The 25,013-nt window shown below is 66.4% G+C and carries 23 protein-coding genes; 12 read left to right on the forward strand and 11 right to left on the reverse strand.

What is annotated here, in order from left to right; all coding sequences use genetic code 11:
- Positions 1-85: 85 nt before the first annotated feature.
- A complete protein-coding gene (locus B5520_RS10105) occupies positions 86-466 on the reverse strand; it encodes an STAS/SEC14 domain-containing protein (RefSeq protein ID WP_079596931.1) in 381 nt (126 codons plus the stop codon).
- Between the two features lie 112 nt (positions 467-578).
- On the opposite strand from B5520_RS10105, the gene B5520_RS10110 reads away from it, so the two are divergent.
- From B5520_RS10110 to B5520_RS10120, 3 genes are all read left to right on the forward strand, one after another.
- Positions 579-2,252, forward strand: a complete 1,674-nt coding sequence (locus tag B5520_RS10110) for an ATP-binding protein (protein ID WP_254865537.1) — start codon at positions 579-581, stop codon at positions 2,250-2,252.
- A 17-nt stretch (positions 2,253-2,269) separates the two neighbouring features.
- Entirely contained in the window at positions 2,270-3,808 is a 1,539-nt protein-coding gene (locus B5520_RS10115; protein ID WP_079596933.1) for a putative bifunctional diguanylate cyclase/phosphodiesterase, read from the forward strand.
- A gap of 173 nt (positions 3,809-3,981) precedes the next feature.
- A complete protein-coding gene (locus B5520_RS10120; protein WP_079596934.1) occupies positions 3,982-5,046 on the forward strand; it encodes an EAL domain-containing protein in 1,065 nt (354 codons plus the stop codon).
- Positions 5,047-5,138: 92 nt separating this feature from the next.
- Here B5520_RS10120 and B5520_RS10125 read toward each other — a convergent pair whose 3' ends face one another.
- The gene (locus B5520_RS10125; protein WP_079597015.1) at positions 5,139-5,372 is read right to left on the reverse strand and encodes a DUF6480 family protein; all 234 of its coding nucleotides are present in this window, start codon (positions 5,370-5,372) and stop codon (positions 5,139-5,141) included.
- Positions 5,373-5,507: 135 nt separating this feature from the next.
- On the opposite strand from B5520_RS10125, the gene B5520_RS10130 reads away from it, so the two are divergent.
- Positions 5,508-5,966 (forward strand): hypothetical protein, encoded by a 459-nt coding sequence (locus tag B5520_RS10130; protein WP_079596935.1) that lies wholly within the window; start codon positions 5,508-5,510, stop codon positions 5,964-5,966.
- 20 nt (positions 5,967-5,986) lie between these two features.
- Here B5520_RS10130 and B5520_RS10135 read toward each other — a convergent pair whose 3' ends face one another.
- The 3 genes from B5520_RS10135 to B5520_RS10145 form a co-directional block, all read right to left on the reverse strand.
- Complete coding sequence (locus B5520_RS10135) at positions 5,987-6,799, reverse strand: glycerophosphodiester phosphodiesterase (protein ID WP_254865538.1); 813 nt, start codon at positions 6,797-6,799, stop codon at positions 5,987-5,989.
- Between the two features lie 69 nt (positions 6,800-6,868).
- A complete protein-coding gene (locus B5520_RS10140) occupies positions 6,869-7,117 on the reverse strand; it encodes a hypothetical protein (protein ID WP_079596936.1) in 249 nt (82 codons plus the stop codon).
- Positions 7,118-7,222: 105 nt separating this feature from the next.
- Entirely contained in the window at positions 7,223-8,041 is an 819-nt protein-coding gene (locus B5520_RS10145) for a Cof-type HAD-IIB family hydrolase (RefSeq protein WP_079596937.1), read from the reverse strand.
- Positions 8,042-8,157: 116 nt separating this feature from the next.
- On the opposite strand from B5520_RS10145, the gene B5520_RS10150 reads away from it, so the two are divergent.
- Complete coding sequence (locus B5520_RS10150; RefSeq protein ID WP_079596938.1) at positions 8,158-8,589, forward strand: LexA family protein; 432 nt, start codon at positions 8,158-8,160, stop codon at positions 8,587-8,589.
- A gap of 38 nt (positions 8,590-8,627) precedes the next feature.
- Complete coding sequence (locus B5520_RS10155) at positions 8,628-9,926, forward strand: Y-family DNA polymerase (protein ID WP_176156833.1); 1,299 nt, start codon at positions 8,628-8,630, stop codon at positions 9,924-9,926.
- 40 nt (positions 9,927-9,966) lie between these two features.
- Here the strand turns inward: B5520_RS10155 and B5520_RS10160 are convergent, their stop codons facing one another.
- From B5520_RS10160 to B5520_RS10185, 6 genes are all read right to left on the reverse strand, one after another.
- Positions 9,967-10,803: an alpha/beta fold hydrolase gene (locus B5520_RS10160; RefSeq protein WP_079596939.1), complete on the reverse strand. Its 837-nt coding sequence runs from the start codon at positions 10,801-10,803 to the stop codon at positions 9,967-9,969.
- 76 nt (positions 10,804-10,879) lie between these two features.
- Positions 10,880-11,839, reverse strand: coding sequence for a lipid kinase (locus tag B5520_RS10165; protein WP_079596940.1), 960 nt, complete (start codon positions 11,837-11,839; stop codon positions 10,880-10,882).
- Between the two features lie 196 nt (positions 11,840-12,035).
- A complete protein-coding gene (locus B5520_RS10170) occupies positions 12,036-13,637 on the reverse strand; it encodes an APC family permease (protein WP_079596941.1) in 1,602 nt (533 codons plus the stop codon).
- 119 nt (positions 13,638-13,756) lie between these two features.
- Positions 13,757-15,310, reverse strand: a complete 1,554-nt coding sequence (locus B5520_RS10175; protein ID WP_079596942.1) for an aldehyde dehydrogenase family protein — start codon at positions 15,308-15,310, stop codon at positions 13,757-13,759.
- A 31-nt stretch (positions 15,311-15,341) separates the two neighbouring features.
- Positions 15,342-17,054 carry a choline dehydrogenase gene (betA, locus tag B5520_RS10180; RefSeq protein WP_079596943.1) on the reverse strand — a complete coding sequence of 571 codons (1,713 nt, stop codon included), beginning with the start codon at positions 17,052-17,054 and terminating at the stop codon, positions 15,342-15,344.
- Between the two features lie 414 nt (positions 17,055-17,468).
- On the reverse strand, positions 17,469-18,053 hold the full coding sequence (locus tag B5520_RS10185; RefSeq protein WP_079596944.1) for a TetR/AcrR family transcriptional regulator: 585 nt from the start codon (positions 18,051-18,053) through the stop codon (positions 17,469-17,471).
- Between the two features lie 260 nt (positions 18,054-18,313).
- Here B5520_RS10185 and B5520_RS10190 point away from each other — a divergent pair, with 260 nt between their 5' ends.
- The 6 genes from B5520_RS10190 to B5520_RS10215 all read left to right on the forward strand — a co-directional run bounded on the left by B5520_RS10190 (position 18,314) and on the right by B5520_RS10215 (position 25,013).
- Positions 18,314-19,492: an ABC transporter substrate-binding protein gene (locus B5520_RS10190; RefSeq protein WP_079596945.1), complete on the forward strand. Its 1,179-nt coding sequence runs from the start codon at positions 18,314-18,316 to the stop codon at positions 19,490-19,492.
- Between the two features lie 237 nt (positions 19,493-19,729).
- On the forward strand, positions 19,730-20,749 hold the full coding sequence (locus B5520_RS10195) for a VOC family protein (protein ID WP_079596946.1): 1,020 nt from the start codon (positions 19,730-19,732) through the stop codon (positions 20,747-20,749).
- Positions 20,750-20,755: 6 nt separating this feature from the next.
- The gene (locus tag B5520_RS10200; protein WP_079596947.1) at positions 20,756-21,715 is read left to right on the forward strand and encodes a fumarylacetoacetate hydrolase family protein; all 960 of its coding nucleotides are present in this window, start codon (positions 20,756-20,758) and stop codon (positions 21,713-21,715) included.
- On the forward strand, positions 21,712-22,749 hold the full coding sequence (locus B5520_RS10205) for a cyclase family protein (RefSeq protein WP_079596948.1): 1,038 nt from the start codon (positions 21,712-21,714) through the stop codon (positions 22,747-22,749). Before B5520_RS10200 ends, B5520_RS10205 begins: the two co-directional genes overlap by 4 nt.
- 63 nt (positions 22,750-22,812) lie before the next feature.
- Entirely contained in the window at positions 22,813-23,937 is a 1,125-nt protein-coding gene (locus tag B5520_RS10210) for an FAD-dependent oxidoreductase (protein ID WP_079596949.1), read from the forward strand.
- Positions 23,934-25,013 carry an amidohydrolase family protein gene (locus B5520_RS10215; protein WP_079596950.1) on the forward strand — a complete coding sequence of 360 codons (1,080 nt, stop codon included), beginning with the start codon at positions 23,934-23,936 and terminating at the stop codon, positions 25,011-25,013. Before B5520_RS10210 ends, B5520_RS10215 begins: the two co-directional genes overlap by 4 nt.

A 25,013-nucleotide genomic window follows, 5' to 3' on the forward strand; every position in this document is an offset into this window, starting at 1 on the left:
ATATATGTCCCGGAGCTGTTGCCCGCGGGCGCGGCACGGGGTTTCGCGGATGGGCCTCTCCCCCGCCGGTCCGCAGAACGCCGGGTCAGGCCGCCGCACCCTCCAGCTTCAGCCAGGCCATGGCTTCCTCCCGGGATGTGAAGAAGCGGGTGGGACACGGCAGTTTGTTGATGCCCAGGATGAAGTTGGCCATCACTTTGTCCACCGGCGAGGCACCCAGCAGTGCAATGCGTGAAGCCTGGCAGGGGCGGCCAAAGACGGCGCGGGCGCCCCTGCTGACCTTTTCGGTTGTGGCCATGTCCACCAGCATCGGATGCCGGCTCTCTCCGCAGAGTTCGTTCACCCTGCTCATGGCATTCTCTGCATCAGCCTCGCTGATGGCCGCACCGCGCGGCCAGCGCAGGTGCAGGACGCCGCCCTCAAGGGTGAGGTGGGCCTTTTCGCGTTCTTCCGGCTGGTGCGTCACTTTGTCCTCCCAGTGAATATCTATGGAGCCGCCCGCCCCGCATCCCCCTACAATGTACTCAACTGGGAGGAAAGTGAGCATTGTGGCAGCTGATTTGCCGTGTGACTTGCGCATGCCCCGCAGCGCGGTGGTGGCGGACGCCAACGCCGGGCGGCTGGCGCTGAACGCCGCCGCTCTCCGGGATGCCGGATATACCGTCCACTCCACCACGGACGCCGCCGGGCTGGCTGCCCTGCTGGACGGCTGCCCACCCGCTGTCATCGTGGTGGACGCCCCGCTGCTGCCCGCCGCCGAGTCGGAAGTGCCGGTCCTGGTCATGGTGGACCTCGATAACATCGCCGAATGCACTGTCCGCCCTCCGGGCATCCACGACTGCATCGCCAAACCGCCGTCGCCCCGGGAACTGGTCCACCGCGCTACGGCGCTCATCGATCTGGTGTCCCGCCGCAATGCCTCGCGGCAGGAGGCCGAGGCGCTGCGCGGGCAGCTCCGGCAGGTGTCCGCCGCTGTGCGGGCAACGAACGATCCGCAGGAAATCGCGGACCACGTGGTTGCAGGATTCGGCCGGACGTTCAAGGCCGACCATGTCTGCCTGGCCACCTTTGAGGACCATCGGGTCCCCCCGATCACGGCCGCCTGGAGCAGGCCGGGACTGGAGCCGCTCCCGGCCGATGCGCTTCCGGACGAGGAGGAAGCACGCCGGACGGCCGACCTCCTGTGGGCCGGGGCAGAGACCCTGTCCTCGGACGGCGCCGAGACGGACGACGCCGAACCGGGAACCGCCGGGACTGACGGGGCCATGCATGGCAAAGGCGGGCACGCGGCGGCAGGCGAGGCGCCGGCGTCGGGCATTGCCAACGCTGCCTCGACGCTGGCCATCCCCATGGGCGAAGGAAGCTCGTCGCTGGGCATCATCTGGATCGCCAGTGTTGACCGGCCCCGGACATGGTCGCGTGCTGAACTGGGACTCATCCAGCACGTTGCCGGCAACGCCGCGCACGGACTGATCCAAAGCCACCTGATCAGCAGCCAGCAGCAGGTGGTCAAGCAGCTCCAGCAGCTGGACAAGGCCAAGACGGACTTCCTGGCCACGGTCAACCATGAACTGCGCACGCCGCTGACGTCCATCATGGCCTACCTGGACATGATCCAGGAGAGCACGGAGCAGCCCGTCTCCGCCGAAGTCCACCAGATGCTGGACATCGTGGTCCGGAACACCGAGCGGCTCCGGACCCTCATCGAGGACATGCTGAGTGTGTCGCGCAACGGCCTTGATGACAGCCTGATGCACCTCACTCCGGTGCGCCTGGGCCAGACCCTGGACCTGGTGGCGGCAGCGCTCCGGCCGCTGGCGAAGCTGCAGAACGTGACCATCGCCGTGGACCCGGTCCCGGAAGACCCGGAAATCCTCGCCGATGAGGTGCAGCTGCAGCAGGTGTTCACCAACCTGGTGTCCAACGCCATCAAGTTCACCCCCAGCGGCGGACGGATCGAGGTGGGCAGCGAATCGCATGCGGCGGAGGACGGCACCCGGTGGGCCACCGTGAGCGTCGCGGACACGGGCATCGGCATTTCCAGCGAGGAAATCGACCATGTCTTCACCCGGTTCTACCGTGCTTCCAATGCCATGTCCGGAGCTATCCCGGGCACGGGCCTGGGACTGGCCATCACCAAGGACATCGTGGCCCGCCATGGGGGACACATCGATGTGGCCTCCACGCTTGGCGCGGGCACCACCGTTACGGTCAGCCTCCCCCTGGATGCCGACCGGTCCCGGTCCAACTAGCGGGAGGAGGACTTTCGATGTTTGCGGATGACGATCCCCGCCTCTCCCACCTGCTGGAAGGCATTGTGCGGCTGGCATCGGGAGACCTCAGTTCCCGGATCGAGGTCTCTGATGCCCGCGACGAGCTGGATGCCATCATCATGGGCACCAACCTGCTGGCCGAAGACCTGCAGATTATCTACGAAGAGCTTGAGCAGCGCGTCCAGGTGCGGACCCAGCTCCTGCACGAGGCCCACCTCGAAATGCAGAAGATGGCCATGCAGGACCCGCTCACCGGCCTTGCCAACCGCTCGGCCCTGATCGAGGCTTTGCGGACAGCGCTCGACGCCGGCAGCGCAACGGGCGAGGGCCCCGCCATCCTGCTGATGGATTTGGATGCCTTCAAATCCATCAACGACAGCATGGGCCACACGGCCGGCGACCAGGTCCTCATCACTGTGGGGGAACGGATCCGCAGCGCGGTACGCTCCACCACCGACGTCGTCGCCCGCCTGGGCGGGGACGAATTCGCCATCGTTATGCCGGAGGCGTCACCGGACCAGGCAGTCATCGTGGGACACCGCATCCTGGCGGCCCTCAAGCGGCCCATCGAGATCCCGGGCCGCAGCGTGCGCTGCGGCGCCAGCATGGGGCTGAGCGTTGGCAGCGCCGGCCAGGCCCCGGAGGACATGCTGATGGAGGCCGACGTTGCCATGTACGCCTCCAAGGCGGAAGGGCAGAACCGGCTGCACCGTTTCGAGCCGGCGCTCCTGCTGATGCGCAGGCTCCGCAGCCAGCTGGTGGACGACCTGCGCGCCGCGATCAAAACCGACGGCCTGATGCTCCACTACCAGCCCGTGGTGGAGCTCGCCACCGGCAGGATCGAAGGCGTGGAGGCGCTGGTCCGGTGGAACCACCCCACCCGCGGGTTCATCATGCCCGATGAGTTCATTCCCCTTGCCGAGGAAGCCGGGCTGATCTCCGAACTGGGGCTCTGGGTGCTCCGGGCGGCAGTGCACCAGCTCCGCGACTGGATCGACGACTCCCTGGTGGACAGCCGGTTCTCCGTGCGCATCAACATCTCCGCGACGGACCTGCAGAGCCTGCAGTTCATCGAAGACGTCCGGAACGTCCTGAAGGAAACCGGCGTACGGCCGGAGCAGGTGGTCCTGGAACTGACGGAAGTGGCCATCGTCAAAGGCAACGAGCTGGACCGCTATTCGCTGGGAGGCCTCCGCGGCCTGGGGGTGGGCATCGAAATCGATGACTTCGGGACCGGGTACTCCTCCATCAGTTACCTCCGCCGGCTTCCCGTGGACCGGGTCAAGGTGGACCGATCGCTGATCAGCGGGCTGGGCACCGACCCGGGGCAGCCTGAGCTGGTGGCCGCCGTCCTGCAACTGGTCCGGGCATGCGGGCTGGAGGCCGTGTGGGAGGGCGTGGAAACAGCGGAGCAGGCAGAGATTTTGCGCGGGCTCGGCTGCCTCAGCGCCCAGGGGTACTACTTCAGCAGGCCGGTCCCGCCTGAACAGATCCCCTTGCTGCTGGCAGACCGGGCGGAAAGCGCTAACCCTTAGGGGCGAAAAGTACTGCGCTTTTGTTCACGCCGATATACGATCATCGTGCGGTGTCTGGTTTTCGTCGCCGCGAAAACAGGGAATAACAGAAACACCTGACCTTAAAAGGCGTTTAGAAATTGAACATTAATGGGCCACTGGGTCATTACTTCGTCAACTGGGGGGCGTAGCTAATGTCGGTTCGTGTACAGGCATGGGGAATTATTGCCGCGGTGTTGGCGGATACCGATCCGTCCGGAGCCGCCGTCCGTCAGCGCCTTAGCAACAGCCTCGACGAGAACCCGGGCGTGCCGGAACGGGCGCTGCTGGAATACCTGCTGGAAACGCGGCGCAGCGAAGCCAATACGGTGGAAACCCTGGAAAGCGCCCGGGAGATGCGCCTGACGCCCCGGGCCATTCCGCCAAAGCTTGCCGAACACATCGACGCCATCCGCAGCATGTCGCGCATCAGCGCCCTGCTCGAAAGCCAGATGCTGATGACGGCTTTCCAGCCCATTTACGGGCTGGCGGGGAAAAACGTGGTGGGCGTGGAAGCACTCTCACGCTTTGTCAGTGACGACGGCGCTGCCGCGGAACTGTGGTTCGCAGAGGCAAGGGCAGTCGGCCTGGGCGCCAACCTCGAATTCTCGGCACTGGGATCCGCCGCAGCGGCCGCCAAGGACCTTCCGCCGCATCTTTTTGTGTCCCTGAACATTTCGCCCACGTCATGCCTCGATCCGCGGCTGCCCGAGTTGTTCGAGCACATCGACCTTCCCGTCAGCCGCGTGGTGCTCGAATTAACCGAAACCATCGCGGATGAGCAGTACGCGCAGTTTATTGCCGCGGTCACTCCCCTGCGCGACAAGGGCCTGCGGATTGCGGTTGACGACACCCATTCGGGTGCCGGCGCCCTGAGCCGCATGGTGCACCTGCGGCCCGATTTCCTCAAAGTGGGCCGTGACGTGATCGGCGAGGTGGACAGCGACGGCATCCAGCGTGCCCTGGCTGCCTGCCTGGTGGACTTCACGCGGCAGATCGGCACCACCCTGGTTGCGGAAGGCATCGAAACGGTCGGCGAACTGAAGGTCCTCACCGAACTCGGGATTGACGCCGGCCAGGGCTACCTCCTGGGCCGGCCCTCGGTCCGGCCGCAGGACTGGGCGTCCTGGAACACCCGCCTTGACGTGGACGGCCTCAACCGGCAGCTGGTCGGCACCGAGCAGTCCGGCCGGGATTCACAGCCCACCGATTCCCCCTAGCGCGGACCGGCGCCAGCGGGACGTTTACAACCAACGGCTGAGGGGCGGGCACTTGTGCCCGCCCCTCAGCCGTTGGTTTGTGTTCGCGCGCCTTACTCGTCGTGGCCCTGGTCCCCGCTCATCTGGTCCTCGGCCGGCGGCGTCTCCCCGGGAGGCACTCCCCCGCCGGGCTCCAGGCCCGTGATGTTGCCTTCGGCGGGATCGGGGTTCGGGGTGCGGGCCGAATTCTCGCCTCCGCCGGTACCGGTGCCCGCGTGGCCTGCGGTCCGTTCCTTGCCCGGCTGATCAGGGTTCGCGGGATCATTTTCCGGATGGTAGCTGCTCATCATGCGTGTCCTTTCCTGCCCGGCCGCGGTTCTTTGCCCCAGCTCTGGACTAATTGTAAGCATGCTGATAATTCTGGAAGGGAAGAGCAGGGCGGCCGCTGGGGCGCCCGGCACACGATGTCAGGAGGAGCAGTCATGGGAATCGGCGACAGCATCGGCAAGGCAGCAGAGAACGCCATGGAGGATCTGGCGGGAACATCCAAGCCCACGGAAAAGCTGAATGTTCCCGACCCCACGGACCCCAATGACGACATGGAGGTCCACTCCTCCATCAGCGAAGGCTCCAACGCCATGGAGGCCGAAAAACAGAAGGCCCCGGGGCTCAAGACCGGCGCCGCACCCGGGCCGGTTTCCGAAAGTCCCTTCGGCGGGGATATAGACGAAACCAACAATGACAGGGCGGAAGCAGGGCGTGGAACGGGCGACGACGGCCTGGCAGGAGATGCGTCTGCGCCTACTGGCGGGGCCGGGGCGGCAGGCAGCGGAGGTCCCAGCGGCGTAAAGGGCGGACTGCCGGACAGCAACCCGGACGAGTTGCGGGCCGACCCGACCGAAGGCGACCAGGACCCGTCCACCAGCACCGGCCGGGGTTAGAACCAGGCACGCACGGCGGATCAGGCGGCTGGCCCCGGCGGCCACCCGCCTTTTTCCGTGAGGACCTCCTTGAGCAGATCGGCGCGGTCGGTGACGATCCCGTCGACGCCCATCTGCAGGAGGCGGCGCATCTCGGTGGGGTTGTTGATGGTCCAGACGTGGACCACCAGCCCCAGGGCATGCGCGCGCCGGACGGAGCCCGGCGTCACCACCCTGATGATCCCCCGGCGTACCGGAACCTGCAGCGCCTGCACGTCGCGCAGGATCCGGCGCATCAGCCAGCGGAACACCCGGCCGGGAAGCACCGGGCCCAGCAGGGTGAAGAGGCCGCTGGACACAACGCCGGCGGAGGCGGCCACCGGACGGCTGAGCAGCTTCAGCACCGCCCGCCGTCGCCGGTCCGAGAAGCTTGTCACCAGCACCCGGTCATGCACGTGGTGGCGTTCGATGGCGGCCGCGGTACTCTGCACCGAGTTCCAGTCCTTGACGTCCAGGTTGAGCCGGACACCGGGCAGCCCGGCCACCAGCCCGTCGAAAGTAGGGATGGGCTCGCGGCCGCCGATCCGGAACTTCGCAATCTCAGCGGCGGGAAGATCCGAAACCTTGCCCCTGCCGTCGGTGACCCGGTCCAGCGTGTCGTCATGGAAGAGGAGCAGCACGCCGTCGGAGGTGGTGTGCACGTCAGTTTCCACGTACCGGTAGCCAAGGCTTGCGGCGGCACGGAAGGCGGGCATGGAATTCTCCAGGCCGTCCATGGAAAACCCGCGGTGTGCCATCGCAATGGGCAGCTGGTTCCCGGCGGCGTCCGGGTTGGCGAAGAACGGCAGGCTCACAGTGCGAGCGTACCCGAGTGCCCTGCCGGCAGCAGCTTGCCCCAAGCGCGGCGGCGGCGCCTGTTCCCGCTAGTCCTCGTGGGGAAGGATTTCGATGCCGTCGCCGCAGTGCAGCAGCGTGCGCCCGCGGCCGCCGTCGAGATTGATCCACACCACCGTGTTGTCAGGGGTGATGGCGTCCACCAGGCCGCCGGTCTCGAAGCCCGGCGAGAGCAGGACGCGGACGCGGTCACCCTGCCGGAGCTTTTTCCAGTGCGGAGCGGGCGTTGCCCTGCGCAGCGGTGCTTCGGCGGTTTCGTGCTTGACGTTCTTTGCCATCTTTACCCCTTAGTCCAGCAGGAGAGGAGTCTGCTCTCCGGGCTCCACGCTACGGAGCAAAGATGAACGCGAGGTGAGCGGCAGCTGAGAATACGACGGCGGGAATCAGGCCTGGCGTGCGCCGAGCGAAGCGAGCCGTGCCTCCAGGACCTGGGCCACGCCGTCGTCGTCAAAATGCGGCGCGCGCTGGCCGGCGGCCTCGATGGCCTCCGGGTGTCCGCTGGCCATGGCATAGCCGTGGCCGGCCCAGCGGAGCATCTCGATGTCGTTCGGCATGTCGCCGAACGCCACCACCTCGGAGGCGTCGATGCCCAGCGCCCGGGCGTACTCGGCCAGCGTGACCGCCTTGTTGACGCCTGGCAAGGACAGTTCGAGCATCGGGACGCCCGGGGAGGAGTGGGTGGCGGCGGCAAGATGCGCGACGGCGGGGCGCACCTCCGCGAGGAAATCGTCCGGCGTGCCTTCGCGCACGATGGCGAGGAACTTCACTACGGAATCATCGGCAGCAAGCGTGTCGGCGAGCGGCGCGGGGGTGAACTCGGACAGCAGCTCACTGGATTCGTTCTCGATGAAGCCGGGCTCGAGGTGGAAGCCCGTGAGCGTTTCCGCCGCGAACAGGGCGGCAGGGCGCAGCTGCTTGATGATGCGGCGCAGTTCCAGGACGGCGTCGAGGGCGAGGGTGCGGGCGGAGACCAGCCGGTCGGCTTCGAGGTCCCAGACCACGGCGCCGTTGGAGCAGATCACGCGACCGGTGTGCCCGAGCTGGTCCTGCAGCGGGTGCAGCCAGCGCGGCGGGCGGCCGGTCACAAAAACGAGTTCGACGCCGGCGTCCCGGCAGGCGTGGAAGGCGCGGACGGTGCGGTCACTGATTTTTCCGTCGTGTCCGAGGATCGTTCCGTCAATGTCGCTCGCTACCAACCGCATCCTGCCAGTCTACGTGGGATGCGGGGAGGGGTTCCCTTTCGCCGGGAGGGGGGTCGATTGTCGGCGGCCGGCGCTACACTGAATGAATCGAACATATTTTCGAATAAGGGTGTGTTGTGGGCGTTATTGTCGGTCCCCGCGTGATAGATGCGGGCGTCTCGTTGTTCTCGGTGCTGATCTCTCCGGTCGCAGTGGCGGCGGGCTTTCCGTCGCCCGCGCAGGACTACTTCGACGGCCGGATCGACCTGAACGCGCACCTGATCAAGGACATCACCAGCACGTTCGTGGTGCGGGTGACCGGGGACTCCATGGAAGGCGCCGGGATCAGCCACGGAGACGAGCTGATCGTCAACCGGGCCCTTGAGCCCAGGGACGGTTCCGTGGTGATTGCGGTGCTGGACGGCGAGTTGACCGTCAAGCGCCTGCGCATCACCCCAACCGGCGTGGTGCTCCAGGCGGAGAATCCGAAGTACCCGGACATCAAGGTCCCTGCCCTGTCCGAGCTCACCATCTGGGGCGTGGCCACGAGGTGCCTCCATCATGTGTGAAGGGTATGTGCCCGGGTTCGGCATGCCGGAGCAGGGCCATGACTAAGCCCGTCCTGATGCGCCGGATGCCGCAGATCGCCCATGTCGACGTGAACTGCTTCTACGCCTCGGCCGAGCGGGCGTTCGATCCCTCCCTGGAGGGCCGGCCGCTGGTGGTGCTGTCCAACAACGACGGATGCGCGGTGACGCGGTCCCCCGAGGCGAAGGCGCTCGGCATCGCGACCGGTGAGCCCTGGTTCAAGCTCGCGCCGCGGGCCAAGGAGTGGGGCCTGGTGGCCAAATCGAGCAATTACGAACTCTACGGGGACATCAGCGCCCGGGTCATGGAGCTGCTCGGCAGGCACTCCGCGTGGATGGAGGTCTACAGCATTGACGAGGCCTTCCTGGGCGTCAAAGGCGACCCGGAGCAGCTGCTGGCCCTTGGCCGGAACATCAAGGACGCCGTCCGCCGCCACGTCGGCGTACCCGTCTGTGTGGGGATTGCCCCCACCAAGACGCTGGCCAAGCTGTGCAACAAGTGGGCCAAGAACAACGCGGCGTTCGGCGGGGTATGCCACTGGGACAGTGTCCCCTGGCCGCAGCGGGAGTCCCTGATGGGGCGGCTGTCCGTGGACGAGATCTGGGGCATCGCCGGCAGGCTCACCCGGCGCCTGAACGTGATGGGCATCTTCACGGTCCTGGACCTGGTCCGCGCCGATCCCGTGGTGATCCGGGACAAGTTCTCCGTGGTCCTGATGCGCACCGTCCTGGAGCTGCGGGGCACTCCCTGCATTCCCATGGAGGAAGAGCGCATCGGCCGGGACCAGCTGATCTTCTCCCGCTCCTTCGCCAAGCCGGTCACCACCGCAGCGGGACTGCGGCAGGTGCTGGGCATCTACGGCCAGCAGGCCAGTGCCAGGCTCTCGAAACACGGGCTGCAGGCAAAGGTCCTCACAGCGTTCGCCGCCACATCTCCTTTCCGCCAGCAGGAGCAGGCCTATCCGTCCGTCTGCGTTTCCCTCCCGATGCCGACGGCGGATCCGCTCCTGCTGACCCGGGCCGCGCATGCGCTGCTGCCCAGCATCCGCGACGGCCTGCAGTACGCCAAAGCGGGGATCATGCTCACCGACCTGCGGCCCACCGGCAACCAGTCGCCGCTGGAACCGTTTGAGAACCGGCATGAAGAACGGGCCATCGGCCCGCTCCTCGAAGACGTGAGCCGGCGCTTTGGCCGCGGCTCCATCGGGCTGGGGCAGGCCGGCATCAAGACCGGGTTGGACTGGACCATGAAGCGCGACATGCAGTCACCGCGGTACACCACCCACTGGGACGAGCTCCCCCTGGTCAAAGCCGCCTGATCCGCGGTGCCGCAGCAGTGGAGGAACTACAGTGGCTCCTTCACCGGTCCGCCCAGCCGGATGGCGGCGGCGCATCGAGGAACGTGGTCACAACCTCGCGCACCAGGTCGGTCCGTGCGAGCCCGAAGAAGTGCGTGGTGCCGGGGAAGACCGCGAGCTGCGACGCGGGCACACCCTCGAAGTCGCCGTTCACGTCTCCTCCGCGCAGTTGGAGGAATTTCACTGCGTGGTCGAGCTTGACCATGTCGCAGTCGCCCACCGTGAAGAGCGTCGGCGCCTGGATTCCGCGGATGTCGTCGTCGCTCCAGCCAGGCTCGCCCTCGCCGTAGTGTGCCAGCTTGTCCAGCAGGCCCTGCAGGTGCTCGCGGTCCGGATGCGGAGACACGGCAAGGTAGTGTTCCTCCATTGGAGTTCCCGCGATCATGTCCACCGTCATCTCCGCCACAGCTTCGGAGTTGCCGCCGCGGTCGCCCTCCGGCCGGAACGATACCGACGACACGATGAGCTTGCGCACAAGTTCCGGGTGCTTGATCGCGAGGTGCAGCGCCACCGCACCTCCGACGCTGAATCCGAAGACATCGACCTTGCCGACGGCGAGGTGCTCGAGAAGCCCGATGACATCGGAGGCCAGGTGGTGCGTGGCCAGTGGCCGGTCGATGTCGTTGGTGTGCCCGTGCCCCTGGAAGTCGGCGGCGATCACCAGGCGCCCGGCCGACAGGCCCGGGATCAGTGCACCGAACTGCTGCTCAATGTCGAACAGCCCGCCGTGCAGGAGCAGCAGCGGGGTGCCGCCGTCGCCATGCAGCTCGTAATACATCCGGAGCCCGTTGACCGGCGCATAACCGGTTGCGGGCTGGGCCGGCGTTGTATCGGTCATCTTCGAACCTCCTCGGGCCCTGCGCCTGGTCGTGCCATCCTTGCACCGTGTGCACGCGCCCACCAGTGCTCATTCCTCAGGCGGACGGGGCCCCCGGCGTGTGCGGCCCGTCGAACATTGCGCTGTTGCTGGCCTGCGGCACGATGACGTGGACGGCGTTCCGCTGGATGGTGAAGTCCGTGGGCGTGACGGCCGCGATTTCGCCGTCGAGGTTCACGGGCATGGGCGGCTCGGTGACCAGGCGGACCCGCCGCGTGGTCAGGTGGTACACCCGGTCATGTTCGATAAAGCTTCCGTTCCTGAGCAGCCGTGCAATCTTGACGTGCTCACGGAACGGCGCTGCCAGGATTGCATAGATGTCAAGGATGTGGTCGTCGATTCCCGCCGTCGGCGAGACCGTGTTGCCGCCGCCGTAGTGCCTGCCGTTGCCCCCGGCCACCTGGAGCAGGCCCTCGAGCTGCATCGGCTCGTGGTCCCCCTCCGGGAACTCAAGACGGGCGGAGAACGGTTCGTGCCGGGTATACGAACGCAGGGTGGCAATGCCGTACGCCAGCGGCCCGAGACGCCGCTTCAGTCCGGGGGTGAGAGCCTCGGTAACCCGCACGGACAGGCCGGCGGAAGCGACGTTGAGGAAGGGCTGCCCATTTGCCCTGCCGAGGTCGATGTCCACCACCTTCCCGCCTGCCACCGCAGCACATGCCTCCGCCAGATTGTTCGGGATCTCCAGCGTGCGTGCGAGGTCGTTGGCGGTGCCCAGCGGAAGAACACCCAGCACGACACCCGTGCCGGCAACCCTGCCGGCGGCGTAGGAAACCGTCCCGTCACCGCCGCCCACCACAACCAGGTCATGACCGTCCGCAACCACCCGGTCGAGTGTCCCGGCCAGTTCGGCCCCCGAGTGGACGTGGTGCACGGCGGAGACCGGCACGCCCGCTTTTTGCAGGGCATGCACCGCCAGCTCCCTGGCAGCCGCCCCCCGGCGTGATCCGGCGTTGATCACCACGGCAGCAGAGCGGGCCTCTCGGGCAACCTTCATGTGGGCAATGGTAGGTGGATTACCTTGGGAAGTCCCCGCGGGACGGCCAGCAGCGGGGCGGTTTCCCCGGAACCGGCCAAAACCAACACTGACGGGCATCCCTTCGCAGGTTTAGCAAAGGGACGCCCGTCAGGACTGGCAGCGCGTCCGGGGTTGGACGATGCCAAGGGTGGGTAAGGCTACGGGTTGATAAGGGCTACGGGTTGGAAACGGGTGCTGACACCAGCTGGGGCGCAGCTGGAGCATCCGGCCCGCTGGCATCCGCAGCCGGGTGGGCGGTTGCGGCGTGTTCAGCCAGGACACCCGTCTGGTGCCTGATTTTCAGGCGGTACAGCAGGGCTCCGCCGCCGGCAACGGTGGCAACGAAGATCACTCCGCCCCACTGCAGGTACCACTCAAACGGGGGCACCGAGTTGTAGATCTCCGGGCGGGGCCAGATGAGGTTCAGCGTCATGGCGCCGCCCCACAGGACCGCGAGGATGTTCACGGGCAGCCCCCACTTGCCCAGGCTGAAGCCCGGCTCGGTGCCGTCATCCGCGAGCGGCCACTTTTTCTGGAACCGCTTGCGGAGCAGCGGAACGGTGACCAGCAGGTAGGACAGGTAGATCAGGACGATGCTGATGCTGGAAAGGATGGTGAAGATGGCGGGCTGGGAGACGTTGACGATCAGCGGAATGATGGCGATGAGTCCGATGACGATCGCCGCCACCGTGGGCGTCTTCCGCTCAGGGTGCACCTTGCTGAGCTGGCGGCTGAAGGGCAGGTTGTTGTCCCTGGCCATGGCGAACATCATGCGGATGGCGGCGGCGTGAACGGCGAGGGTGCAGACGATCACGGCCACCACGATGCACACCAGGAACGCCTTGCCGAAGGGGCCTCCCAGGACGGAGAGCACGATGTACTGCAGGCCGCCGTCGGCAGCGCCCAGCTTCGGGTCGCTGAGGTCGGGCGCGGCCAGGAGTCCGCCAAGGAGAATCAGGCCGCCGAGGATGAAGGACGCCGTGATGGCACGGAGGATGGCCTTGGGTGCGGTCTTTTTCGGGTCCTTCGTCTCCTCGCCGAGGGAACTGGCCGTGTCAAAGCCATACATCACGTAACCGGAGGCCATGGCCCCGATGAGGAACACCCCGAAGAAGCCAAGGTCGTGGTCCATGCCGTAGCCTTCGGTGCTGAAAAGGACTTCCGGCCCCCGCACCACATGCCAGCCAAGGGCCAGGATGAGGAGCACGGCGGCGGCGAGCTCCACGAAGACGCCGATGCTGTTGATCTTGGTCATCAGCTTCACGCCGAAGGCGTTGATGAGCGTTGAGATGGAGATCATGATGCTGGCGAGCAGCACCCCGTTGAGGGCGAAATCGTAGGTGCCGGTGCCGTCGCCGATGATCTGGAAACCGGACCAGATCTGGGGCAGGGTGAGCTGCAGTGCAAGGGCCACGGCTCCGAGCGCCACGATCGAGGAGATGAGCAGCAGCCAGCCCGCCAGCCAGGCGAACGTCCCTGACGAGAGCCGCTTGGCCCAGTTGTAGACCGAACCGGCCACCGGATACCGTCCGGCGAGCTCGGCGAAGCAGAGCGCCACCATGAGCTGGCCGGCGAAAACGATGGGCCAGGACCACGCGTAGGCGGGGCCGGCCATGGAAAAACCAAAGTAGAACAGCTGGAACACGCCGGTGAGGATGGAAATGTAGCTGACTCCCGCCGCAAAACTGGCGAATTTGCCGATGCTGCGGTCCAGGGTCTGGGCATAGCCGAACTCGTCCATGCCGCTTGAATCAGTACTCTTGCTGGGTTCGAACATCTGAACTCCTAAGTGGAAAAGCACGATGGTGATGACCCATGGCCGCCATTGGACACGGGTTATATCGGCGGCCGGGCGCCGCGCCTGCGGCGCCCGGCCATGTCCCCCAAATGCTGGTGCTAGCCGGCGGCCCCCACCCCGGCGTCATCGGCAGGTGAGCCAAACCAGCCGCTGGGCGCGGGCTGGATGTTCTGCCAGATATGTTTTGCCTCGCGGTATTCGTTGAGGCCGGCGCTGCCAAGTTCACGGCCGATGCCGGACTTCCCAAAACCGCCCCACTCCGCCTGCGGGACGTACGGGTGGTAATCATTGATCCATACTGTTCCGTGCCGCAGGGCGCCCGCAACGCGCTGTGCTTTCGACGCGTCGGACGTCCACACCGCACCGGCCAGGCCGTACTCGGTGTCGTTGGCGATGGCAACGGCCTCCTCCTCGGTCCGGAACGTCTCGATGGTCAGCACCGGGCCGAATGACTCTTCCCGCAGCACACTCATGCCGGAGCGGCAGTTGCCAAGCACCGTGGGCGGGTAGAAGAACCCGTCCGCAAGGGGCCCGTCGTCGGGAATGTAGCCGCCGCACAAAAGCTCCGCGCCTTCCGCGATGCCGGCCTGGACGTAAGCGTGGACCTGGTCGCGGTGCCTGGCCGAAATCAGCGGACCCGTTTCCGCGCTGGGGTCAAAAGGCCCGCCCATCCGGATCTTTTGGGCGCGTTCCACCACCTCGGCCACGAAGCGCTCCGCAATGGTCTCCTCGACCACGAGGCGCGCCCCTGCCGAGCAGACCTGCCCGGAGTGCAGGAACACGGCGGTCAGGGCATTGTCGACGGCGGCGTCCCAGTCGGCGTCAGCGAAGACGACATTGGGGTTCTTCCCGCCGAGCTCGAAGGCGACCCGCTTCACGGTCTCCGCGGCCGCCGCCATGATGGTCTGGCCCGTGGCCAGGCTCCCCGTCAGGGAGACGAGGTCCACGCGCGGGTCGGAGCTGAGGAGCGGGCCCACCCGCGACCCGGATCCCGTGACCAGGTTCGCGACACCGGCCGGAACACCGGCCTCTGCCAGGGTCTCCATGAGCAGGATGGACGTGGACGGTGTGAGCTCGCTGGGCTTGAGCACGAAGGAATTTCCCGCAACGAGTGCCGGCGCCACTTTCCAGGCCGCCTGCAGGAGCGGGTAGTTCCAGGGTGCGATGAGGGCGCAGACGCCGAGCGGTTCGTAGACCACGCGGCTGATGGCGTTCGGCCGGCCCGTATCGATGACCCGCCCGGCGTCGAGGCCCGCTATCTTGCCGTAGTAACGGAAGCAGGAGGCAATGTCGTCAATGTCGTATTCGGCCTCGACGAGGCGCTTGCCTGTGTCCAGTGCTTCGGCCCGGGCGTACGCCGCCTTGTCCCGCTCGAGCAGCGCGGCGACGCGAAGCAGGACCTCGCCGCGTTCAATGTCGGTCAGCCGGCGCCACGCACCGCCGTCGAACGCGGCCCGGGCACTGGCGATTGCCCGCTCCGCGTCCTCTACGGTGGATGAGGCGACTACCGCCACTTCGCGCCCGTCCGCCGGGCAGCGCACAACGGTTGTCCCGCCGTCGGACGCCTGGTGCCAGGCACCGTCAATGTACAAGCCCTTGATGGCGTCCGGCGCTTGTCCGGCGTCGCGGACCTGCTCAGCGGTGGCGGTCATCGTTTCTCCTTTTCCAGTCCATCAATCATGCCTATGCCTTTGCCGCAGGGGCAGCTGCAGCGGCGGTGCCGTTACGCTCCAGCGGGCTGATGCCGTGCCGGTAGAACTCGGCATGCTGCGGCGCCAGCGGGGCCTTCCCGGCGATCAGGTCGGCTGCCTTCTCGGCGAGCATCATGACGGGGGCGTAGATGTTGCCGTTGGTCACGTACGGCATGGCCGAGGCGTCCACAACCCGGAGGCCCTGTGTTCCGTGGACGGACATGTCGAGCGGGTTCACCACTGCCATCGGATCGGACTCCGGCCCCATCTTGGCGGTGCAGGAGGGGTGCAGGGCGGTTTCCGCGTCGCGGGCCACCCAGTCCAGGATCTCGGCGTCGGTCTGCACGGCCCGGCCGGGTGAGAGCTCGCCGCCGTTGAAGGGCCCCATGGCGGACTGGCCCAGGATGTCGCGGGCCACGTGGACGGCCTCGACCCATTCACGGCGGTCCTGGTCCGTGGAGAGGTAGTTGAACACCATGGATGGATGCACCGTGGGGTCGGTGGACTTGATCTTGAGGGTGCCGCGGGCGTCGGAGTACATGGGGCCGATGTGCACCTGGTAGCCGTGCTTGGCGTCCGCCTTCTGGCCGTCGTAGCGGACGGCAACAGGGAGGAAGTGGAACATCAGGTTCGGGTACGCGACGTCCTCGTTGGAGCGGACGAAGCCGCCGCCTTCGAAGTGGTTGGTAGCGGCCGGGCCCTTGCGGCCGAAGAGCCACTGCATGCCGATCCACGGCATGCGCCAGACGTCCAGGGCCGGCTGCATGGACACCGGCTGGGTGCAGGCGTGCTGGATGTAGACCTCCAGGTGGTCCTGCAGGTTCTCGCCGACGCCGGGAAGGTTGACCACGGGGTTGATGCCCAGGGAGTTCAGGTGCCCAGCTTCGCCCACGCCGGAGAGCTGCAGCAGCTGCGGGGTGTTGATGGCGCCGCCGGACAGGATGACCTCGCCGGCGTTGACCACGTGGGTCTGGCCGTTGCGGCGGTAGGTGACGCCGGTGGCCACTGTGCCCTTGAAGTTGACTTTGGTGACCATCGCCCGGGTCAGGACGGTGAGGTTCGGGCGGCGTGTATTGGGGCGGATGTGGGCCCGGGAGGCGGAGAGGCGCTGGCCCTTGTGGACGTTGCGGTCGAAGGCCGCGAAGCCTTCCTGGCGGTAGCCGTTGACGTCGTCGGTCAGGGGGTAGCCGGCTTCCTGGGCGGCTTTGAAGAACGCTTGGAAGAGCGGGTTGGTGGCCGGACCGCGTTCCAGGACCAGCGGGCCGTCGTGGCCGCGCAGTTCGTCATCCGGGTCCGCTGCCAGGGCGTTTTCCATTTTGTTGAAGTAGGGCAGGCAGTGCGCGAAATCCCAGGTATCCATGCCGGCGTCGGCGCCCCAGCGCTCGTAATCGAGGGGGTTGCCGCGCTGGAAGATCATGCCGTTGATGGAGCTGGAGCCGCCCAGGACCTTGCCGCGGGCGTGTGCTACGCGGCGGCCGCCCATGAAGGGTTCCGGGTCGGATTCGTAGCGCCAGTCATACAGCGGGTTGCCGCTGGGAAAGGTCAGCGCGGCAGGCATCTGGATGAACAGGTCCCAGGGGTAGTCGCTGCGTCCGGCCTCAAGAACCAGGACGCTGCTGTTGCCCCCTTCGCTCAAGCGGTTGGCGAGCACGGAACCCGCGCTTCCTCCGCCGACGATGACATAGTCGTAGTGGGTTTTTGTCATGCTGGAAACTCTCTTTCTACCTGGTGCAGGCCAGCCGCTGAGGGCTGGTGGTCCTTCTTCCGGGAGCCGGCGATACACGGCGATGCCCCGGATAAGCGTTGGAAATCCCTGAAGTGGTGGATGCGGACCGCTGATGAATCAGCGCTGAATCAACGCGGTGCCGGAAATCCATGAGCTGTGGTGTACGTCATACTCATGCACAGTAATCCACATTGAACAAGTGTTCAATAGTCCGACTGGACAAACGTTCAAGATTTAACGCCGACGAAACATCGCGGGGTGAAATGAAGGCGAAACGCCGTCCCTGGGCATCGAATATGACGGGCGGCTGTCATGAACGCGGAACCGCAGCGGCAGGGCGCAGCGATGGAAGTGCAGACGGCTTCGATCCGCGAAAGAGGGTAAAGCGGGCCGCTAAGCGGCGAAGGCGATTTCTTCGGTCCGCGCGATGCTCCGGCGGATGGAATCCTTGTCAACGCCAAGGAGCGCGGTGAGCCACATCCCGTTTTGCACCACGACGATGTCTGCGGCCCGCTCCCTGCATTCGTCATTGGAAAGCCCGGGCCTGGCATTGCCGATCAACGTCGCGAGCCCCTGGAGGTAGCGCTCAAACGCTGCCGCGTTGATGGCTGCGAAGTCTTCATGGGCCTGTGCCAGCGCCCATAAATGGAGCCGCAGGGACAGATATTGTGTGGTCAGCAACTCCGGGCCCGCGACGCGCTGGAGGGCCTTCTTCAGCTGCTCGTCCGGCGGCGAGTCCGGGTCGGGCGTGACCAACATCAGGTCATGCTGGTCGATCCGGTGCAGGGCCGCGCGGATCAGGCTCGACTTGTCTTCGTAGTAGTAGTTCACCAGCCCGAGGGCGACCCCCGCTTCCCGGGCCACCGCGCGCATATTGACGCCTGAGATGCCGTGGCGCGACAGCAGGGCCAGTGCCGCTTCGAGAATGCGGGACTGCCTGTCAACCTGTTCGCCGGAGTTCACGGTGCTGGTATCCACCTGGCCAGACTATGGGCAATACCGTGGCGGCGCATCCCGCAGCAGGGTCGGAACGGCGTCAGTGACATCTCAACCTCGAGGCGACGCCCACCCATCAGCCAACAGACCGAAAAAGACGTTCCGCGACGTTTCTTGACGCGCCGCTACGCCGCGTTGAGCGTTCGCGTCGCCCCGTGAACCCCTGCTACACGAATGATTGTGGCGCTGCCGGCCGCTCCGTAATCTCAACTCAGCATCCGCCCCAGCAAAGGAATTTCCCGATGACTACTCCCCAGGACAAGAGTCCGCAGAACCAGGAAAGCTCCACCCGCATTGTTGCCGGCCAGTCGGCACCCAAGCGTCCCCTCGGCCTGAAGATCGGCATCGCCGCCGGCATCCTGGCCCTCATCGGCGGCGGTGCCGCCGTCGCCTCCGCGGTGAACAGCAACAACAGCACCGCGGCAGCGGAGCAGAGCGCATCGGCCGGCAACCCCGCCGCCGAGCTGAAGCTGGGCTACTTCGGCAACGTCACCCACGCCCCGGCCCTGGTGGGCGTCAGCCAGGGCTACATTGCAAGGGAACTTGGCGACACGAAGCTCAGCACGCAGGTGTTCAACGCCGGCCCGGCCGCCATCGAGGCACTGAATGCCGGTGCCATCGACGCCACCTACATCGGCCCGAACCCGGCCATCAACTCCTACGTCAAGAGCGCCGGCGAATCGGTGCACATCATTGCCGGCGCCGCGGCTGGTGGCGCCCAGCTTGTGGTCAAGCCCGAGATCAACTCGCCCGCAGACCTGGCGGGCAGGACCCTCGCCTCCCCCCAGCTGGGCGGCACGCAGGACGTTGCGCTCCGCGCGTGGCTGGCATCCCAGGGCTACAAGACCAATGTGGACGGCAGCGGTGACGTAGCCATCAACCCCACCGAAAACGCCCAGACCCTGAAACTGTTCCAGGACGGAAAGCTCGACGGCGCGTGGCTGCCTGAGCCCTGGGCCTCGCGTCTTGTGCTGACCGCCGGCGCCAAGGTCCTGGTGGACGAAAAGGACCTGTGGGACGGATCGCTGTCCGGCAAGCCCGGCGAGTTCCCCACCACCATCCTGATCGTGAACCAGAAGTTCGCCGCCGAACACCCGGACACCGTCAAGGCCCTCCTCAAAGGCCATGTGAAGTCGGTCGAGTGGCTGAACAAGGCTGCCGACGCTGAAAAGGCCAGCGTCATCAACGCGGCGCTGAAGGAAGCGGCCGGCGCCGAGCTGAAGGCGGACGTGATCGACCGCTCCCTGAAGAACATCGTGTTCACCGTGGACCCGCTGGCCGGAACCTACGAAAAGCTCCTGGCCGACGGCGTCGCCGCAGGAACCACCAAGCAGGCCGACATCAACGGCATCTTCGACCTCACCGCACTCAACGGCGTAACGGCTGAGAAGACCTCCGCGGCGGGGCTCGGCAAGGAATAACCCAACGCTCTCTCACCTTTCGCATTATTTTGGCCGGCGCTCTCTCACTTTCCTGAGGAAAGTGAGAGAGCGCCGGCCGTTAACGCGCATCAAGTGAGAGAGCGTTGGCTTTGAGGTATCAGCGCAACGGATAGTTGCTATTGAAAACTCCCGCTTCTCCAAATATATGAAGTCCCTCACAGTAGTTACAGGACCTGCACCAAACCGACCGCAGCCAGTAACCAGAAGGACTTCAACGTGGAAACTCCGCTCTCCCATCTTGCCCACCTCGAGATCACCACCCCGGACGTCGAAGCCTCGGCACGGTTCTACGAGGAAAAGTTCGGCATGCGCATCATCGACCGCGTGGACGGCAACGTCTACTTGCGCTGCTGGGGCGACTACTACCGCTACAGCCTGGTCATCACGGAAGGACCGGAAGCGTCCCTGGGCCGGATGGCCTGGCGCACCAACTCCCAGGCGGCCCTGGAAGCCGCAGCCGAGCGCATCGAAGCGACCGGCGTGCAGGGAACCTGGACGCCCGGCGGCCACGGCTTCGGCAAGGCTTACGAGTTCACCGGGCCCTACGGCCACCACATGCGCCTCTTCTATGAAGTGGAGAAGTTCGTCGCCGAGCCGGGTTTCGAGTCCACCTACCCGGACCGGCCGGAACGCCGCAGCAGCCACGCCGCCGCACCCCGCTTCCTGGACCACGTCACGGTGGCATCCTCCGATGTCCGCGGCTTCGCCAAGTGGTACAACGAGGCCCTCGGCTTCCGCGTCATGGCCTTCGTTGACCTGGACGAAGCACCCATCACCGTCTTCTCCGTCCTCACCACCAACGAAAAGTCCCACGACCTGGGCGTCGTCCTGGACACCTCCAGCCGCGCCGGACGCGTCAACCACATCGCCTTCTGGGTGGACGCCACCGAGGACCTGCTCCGCACCGCGGACGTCATGATGGAAAACGGCACCCCCATGGAATACGGCCCCTCCATCCACGGCGTGGGCGAGCAGAACTTCCTCTACTTCCGCGACCCGTCCGGCCTCCGCGTCGAACTGAACTCCGGCGGCTACCGCAACTACGTCCCGGACTGGGACGCCAACACCTGGAAGCCGTCGCTGGGCTCCAACAACTTCTACAAGAACGGCGCCATGCCGCACTCCATGACCGAATCCTTCCCCCCGGCCGAAGGCTTCACCGCCACCGAAGAAGGCGCCTCCCCCGAGATGAAGGAAGCCCTGCTCAACCCCTACGCCAAGCAGGGCCGGGGCTAGAAAGATATGCCTGAAGCAACATATGCCCTGATCCGCTTCCAGGAAGCCGGCGACAGCAAGGCCCGCGCCGGCCTCCTGGTTAAAGACCGGGTCCTGCCACTGGACGGGGACATCAACTCCCTGATCGAGCACTGGGACACCACCGAAGCCCAGCTGGACAGCCTCGCCGCCTCCGCCGGCGAGGACACCGGCCTGGCGCTGGCCGACGTCGAGGTCCTCGCCCCGGTCGAGCCGGCCCAGGTCCTGCAGACCGGAGCGAACTACCGCAAGCACGTGATCGACCTCGCCGCCGCGCACCGCGAACCGGGCGAAGACGAAGAGGAAGTCCGCGCCAAGACCGCCGCCATGATGGACAAGCGGGCAGGCCAGGGCACGCCGTACTTCTTCATCGGCCTCCCGACGGCGATCGCGTCCGCCACGGACGACCTCACCCTGCCTGCCTACTCCAAGTCCCACGACTGGGAGCTGGAGCTGGCGGCAGTCATCGGCAGGACTGCGTTCCGCGTCACCCCCGAGGAAGCCCTGGACTACGTGTTCGGCTACACCATGGTCAACGACATCACCACCCGTGAATACGTCTTCCGCAAGGACATGCCGGCCATCGGCTCGGACTGGTACCGCGCCAAGAACGCCCCCGGCTTCCTGCCCACCGGACCGCTGCTGGTGCCCGCCAAGTTCTTTGGCGACCCGCAGGACGTCCAGGTGACCCTGAAACTCAACGGCAAGGCCATGCAGGACGAGTCCACCCAGGACATGATCTTCGGCGTTGCCAAGCTCGTCAGCGAAGCCTCCCAGATCATGCCGCTGCGCCCCGGCGACCTGGTGCTCACCGGAAGCCCCGCCGGCAACGGCCAGCACTGGGGCCGGCTGCTGCAGGACGGCGACGTTATGGAAGGCACCATCACCGGACTGGGCACCCAGCTCATCCACTGCAAGGACGAAACCACAAATGAAGGTGTCCAGTGACCACCCAGGACACAGCACCAACCGCCGCCACCGGGGAATCCACCGATTCCCCGGTGATCCGGCGTGAAGACCCGCTCGGCAGCATCCGCGCCATGGCCGCGGCCCACAACAACTGGGGCCGCTGGGGTGAAGATGACGTCCTGGGGACGCTGAACTTCATCGACGCCGGCAAGCGCGTCGAGGCCGCGGCACTGGTGAAGTCCGGTGAGGCGTTCTCGCTGTCCCAGCCGTTCGACACCAACGGCCCGCAGAAGGGCTGGCGCCGCCGCACCAACCCCGTCCACACCATGACGGACACCGGGGTGGACGCCGAACGCGGCAACCAGGGCTTCCCGCACGGCTTCGGCGGAGCGGACGACGTGATCGCCATGCCGCTGCAGTGCTCCACCCAGTGGGACGGCCTGGGCCACATCTTTGACCAGGGCAAGGCCTGGAACGGCCGCGCCGCCGGCGACGTGGTGACGTCCGAAGGCGACCTGGTAACGGGAATCGAAACCGCCGCGGCCAAGATCGTCACCCGCGGCGTGCTGCTGGACGTTGGCCGTGCGCTCGGACCGGACCTGGGCAGGAACGACGGCGAACTGCCCGACGGTTTCGCGATCACCCCGGAGCATCTGGAGCGCACCATCGCACTGCAGGGCCCCAGCTCAAAGGTGGGCCGGGGCGACATCGTGGTGATCCGCACCGGGCAGTACACCCGGGTCCGCCGCGACGGCTGGGGTGACTACGCGGGCGGGTCGGCCCCGGGGCTGTCCTTCACCACGGCGCCCTGGCTGCACCGCTCCGAAATCGCCGGAATCGCCACCGACACGTGGGGCTTCGAGGTCCGTCCCAACGAGTTCGACGCCGCCTTCCAGCCCCTGCACCAGATCGCCATTCCCAACCTGGGGCTGTTCCTGGGCGAGATGTGGGACCCGGACGGACTGGCGGAAGCGTGCGCAGCAGACGGCAGGTACGACTTCCTGCTGACCGCAGCCCCGCTGCCCATCACCGGAGCTGTGGGATCGCCCGTCAACCCGATCGCCGTCCGGTAGCTTTTCAGTTAAAACAGCAACAAAACCACCAGCAGTAACGCCGTCAATACAAAGGAGTCAGCGATGGCAGCAGTACAGAACGTCGGAATCGTCGGGGCCGGAGCCGCGGGACTGACCGCAGCCATCCTCCTGGCCGACGCCGGAATCCAGGTGGAAATCCTCGAGAAGGCGGAAGCACCGCAGACCCTTGGATCCGGCATCACCCTGCAGGGCAACGCCCTGCGGATCCTCCGCCAACTCGGCGTCTGGGAGCAGGTCGAGGCGAAGGGCTACGGCTTCAGCACCCTGGGCCTGCGCGCCCCGGACCCGGCCGGCACCGTCATCGCAGTCCTTGACGACATCCGCACCGGCGGCGAAGACCTCCCCGCCACGATGGGCATGTACCGCCCCGACCTCACCGCCATCCTCCGCGAACGGGCAGAGCGGGCGGGCGCCCGGATTAGCTACGGCAAGACGGTCACCGGCATAACGGACGACGGCGGGTCCGTCACCGTGAGCACCGACGACGGCCGCAGCGCCACCTACGACCTCCTCATCGGCGCCGATGGACTGCACTCTGCCGTCCGCAAGGCCATCGGCATCGAGGTTGAACCCCAGCCCACGGGCATGGGCATCTGGCGCGCCTTCGTGGAGCGCCCCGAAGAGGTGGTCCGGACGGACCTGACCTACGGCGGACCCTGCTTCATCGCCGGCTACTGCCCCACCGGCCCTGACACCATCTACGCCTACCTCGTGGAGAAGGCACAGGAGCGCAAACACGAGGACGGCCCCCGCGTCATGGCCGAACTCGCCGCGGCCTACGGCGGCCCCTGGAACGAGATCCGCGCCAACCTGGACCACAGTGCCCGCATCAACTACACCTGGTTCACCACGCATCTGGTGGACGGGCCCTGGAACCGCGGCCGCAGCGTCGTCATCGGCGACGCCGCGCACAGCTGCCCGCCCACGATTGCGCAGGGTGCTGCGATGGCGATGGAGGATGCGGCTGTGCTGGCCGAGCTGCTTATCAGTGCCGACGACGTTACGGAGACGCTCTGGAAAGAGTTCACTGACCGCCGCCTGGACCGGGCAAAGGCAGTTGTCGACGCGTCCGTCCAGTTGGGCCAGTGGATGCTCGACGGCGTCCGGGATGCCAATGTGCCCGGCCTCATGCATTCAATCTCCAGCCTGGTGAAGGAACCCGCATGAGCACGCGCACGCCCGAGTCGGGAACCCCCACTGTTGACGTCCACGCGCATATCCTGCTTCCGGCCCTGCAGCAGCTGGTGGCCGAGGCGGACCCAGTGGGCTTCGGCGCCCAGCAGGCTTTGGAGGTGCAGCGCAACGGACCGGAATCGATGGCCGCTTCGGGCCGGATGATCAAGGAGCGCTGGCCGCAGCTGACGGACCTGGACCGCCGGCTCGCGGACATGGATGCCCAGGGCGTGGACGTGCAGCTGGTCTCGCCGTCGCCGTCGCACTTCTACTACTTCGCCGGCGAAGAACTTGCCCTGAAAGTGGCAAAGACAGCCAACCAGGCCGTGCGGGAGTTCGTTGACCGTGCCCCGGCGCGGCTCAATGGGCTGGGCCTGGTCCCGCTCCAGCACCCCGCCCTGATGGTGGAAGCCCTGGAACATGCGGTGCTGGAGTGCGGACTGCTCGGCGTCGAAATCGGATCGTTCGCCGCCACGCCGGACGATCCGGAACGCAGCACCGTCGAACTCTCCGATCCCCGCCTGGAACCGTTCTGGAGCCGGGCCGAGGAGCTGGGCGCCCTGGTGTTCCTGCACCCGTTCGGCTGCTCGCTGGATGAACGGCTGGACCGCTTCTACCTCGCCAACACGGTGTCCCAACCCGCAGAAAACGCGGTGGCACTGTCCCACCTGATCTTCAGCGGCGTCCTGGACCGGCACCCGGATTTGAAAGTGCTGGCGGCGCACGGCGGCGGTTACCTGCCCACGAAACTTGGCCGCTCCGACCACGCGTGGAAGGTCCGGCCCGAGGCACACGGCTGCGCCCAGCCGCCGTCGTCCTATCTGAAAAAGCTGTACTTCGATTCCCTGGTCCACAGCGCCGCGGAACTCCGGGCGCTCGTCGCCGCCACGGGCCCGGAGCAGGTGCTGCTGGGCTCGGACTACCCGTTCGACATGGGCTCTGACCTTCCCGTGGACGAGGTCCAGGCTGCCGGCCTGCCGTCGGAAGGCGAGGCCCAGGTTTTGGGCGGCAACGCACGCAACCTCGGGATCATGGCAGCGGCCGCCCTGTCCGCCCGACCCACTGCTTAA

The sequence above is a fragment of the Arthrobacter sp. P2b genome (assembly GCF_900168295.1).
In the GTDB taxonomy this organism is placed as follows: domain Bacteria; phylum Actinomycetota; class Actinomycetes; order Actinomycetales; family Micrococcaceae; genus Arthrobacter.

Bases quoted from the DNA above. Each gene is read 5' to 3' on its own strand.
- B5520_RS10110 (WP_254865537.1), top strand. From the start codon at position 579: ATGCCCCGCAGCGCGGTGGTGGCGGACGCCAACGCCGGGCGGCTGGCG.
- B5520_RS10115 (WP_079596933.1), top strand. From the start codon at position 2,270: ATGTTTGCGGATGACGATCCCCGCCTCTCCCACCTGCTGGAAGGCATT.
- B5520_RS10120 (WP_079596934.1), top strand. From the start codon at position 3,982: ATGTCGGTTCGTGTACAGGCATGGGGAATTATTGCCGCGGTGTTGGCG.
- B5520_RS10125 (WP_079597015.1), bottom strand. From the start codon at position 5,372: ATGAGCAGCTACCATCCGGAAAATGATCCCGCGAACCCTGATCAGCCG.
- B5520_RS10130 (WP_079596935.1), top strand. From the start codon at position 5,508: ATGGGAATCGGCGACAGCATCGGCAAGGCAGCAGAGAACGCCATGGAG.
- B5520_RS10140 (WP_079596936.1), bottom strand. From the start codon at position 7,117: ATGGCAAAGAACGTCAAGCACGAAACCGCCGAAGCACCGCTGCGCAGG.
- B5520_RS10145 (WP_079596937.1), bottom strand. From the start codon at position 8,041: ATGCGGTTGGTAGCGAGCGACATTGACGGAACGATCCTCGGACACGAC.
- B5520_RS10155 (WP_176156833.1), top strand. From the start codon at position 8,628: ATGACTAAGCCCGTCCTGATGCGCCGGATGCCGCAGATCGCCCATGTC.
- B5520_RS10160 (WP_079596939.1), bottom strand. From the start codon at position 10,803: ATGACCGATACAACGCCGGCCCAGCCCGCAACCGGTTATGCGCCGGTC.
- B5520_RS10165 (WP_079596940.1), bottom strand. From the start codon at position 11,839: ATGAAGGTTGCCCGAGAGGCCCGCTCTGCTGCCGTGGTGATCAACGCC.
- B5520_RS10170 (WP_079596941.1), bottom strand. From the start codon at position 13,637: ATGTTCGAACCCAGCAAGAGTACTGATTCAAGCGGCATGGACGAGTTC.
- B5520_RS10175 (WP_079596942.1), bottom strand. From the start codon at position 15,310: ATGACCGCCACCGCTGAGCAGGTCCGCGACGCCGGACAAGCGCCGGAC.
- betA (WP_079596943.1), bottom strand. From the start codon at position 17,054: ATGACAAAAACCCACTACGACTATGTCATCGTCGGCGGAGGAAGCGCG.
- B5520_RS10190 (WP_079596945.1), top strand. From the start codon at position 18,314: ATGACTACTCCCCAGGACAAGAGTCCGCAGAACCAGGAAAGCTCCACC.
- B5520_RS10200 (WP_079596947.1), top strand. From the start codon at position 20,756: ATGCCTGAAGCAACATATGCCCTGATCCGCTTCCAGGAAGCCGGCGAC.
- B5520_RS10210 (WP_079596949.1), top strand. From the start codon at position 22,813: ATGGCAGCAGTACAGAACGTCGGAATCGTCGGGGCCGGAGCCGCGGGA.
- B5520_RS10215 (WP_079596950.1), top strand. From the start codon at position 23,934: ATGAGCACGCGCACGCCCGAGTCGGGAACCCCCACTGTTGACGTCCAC.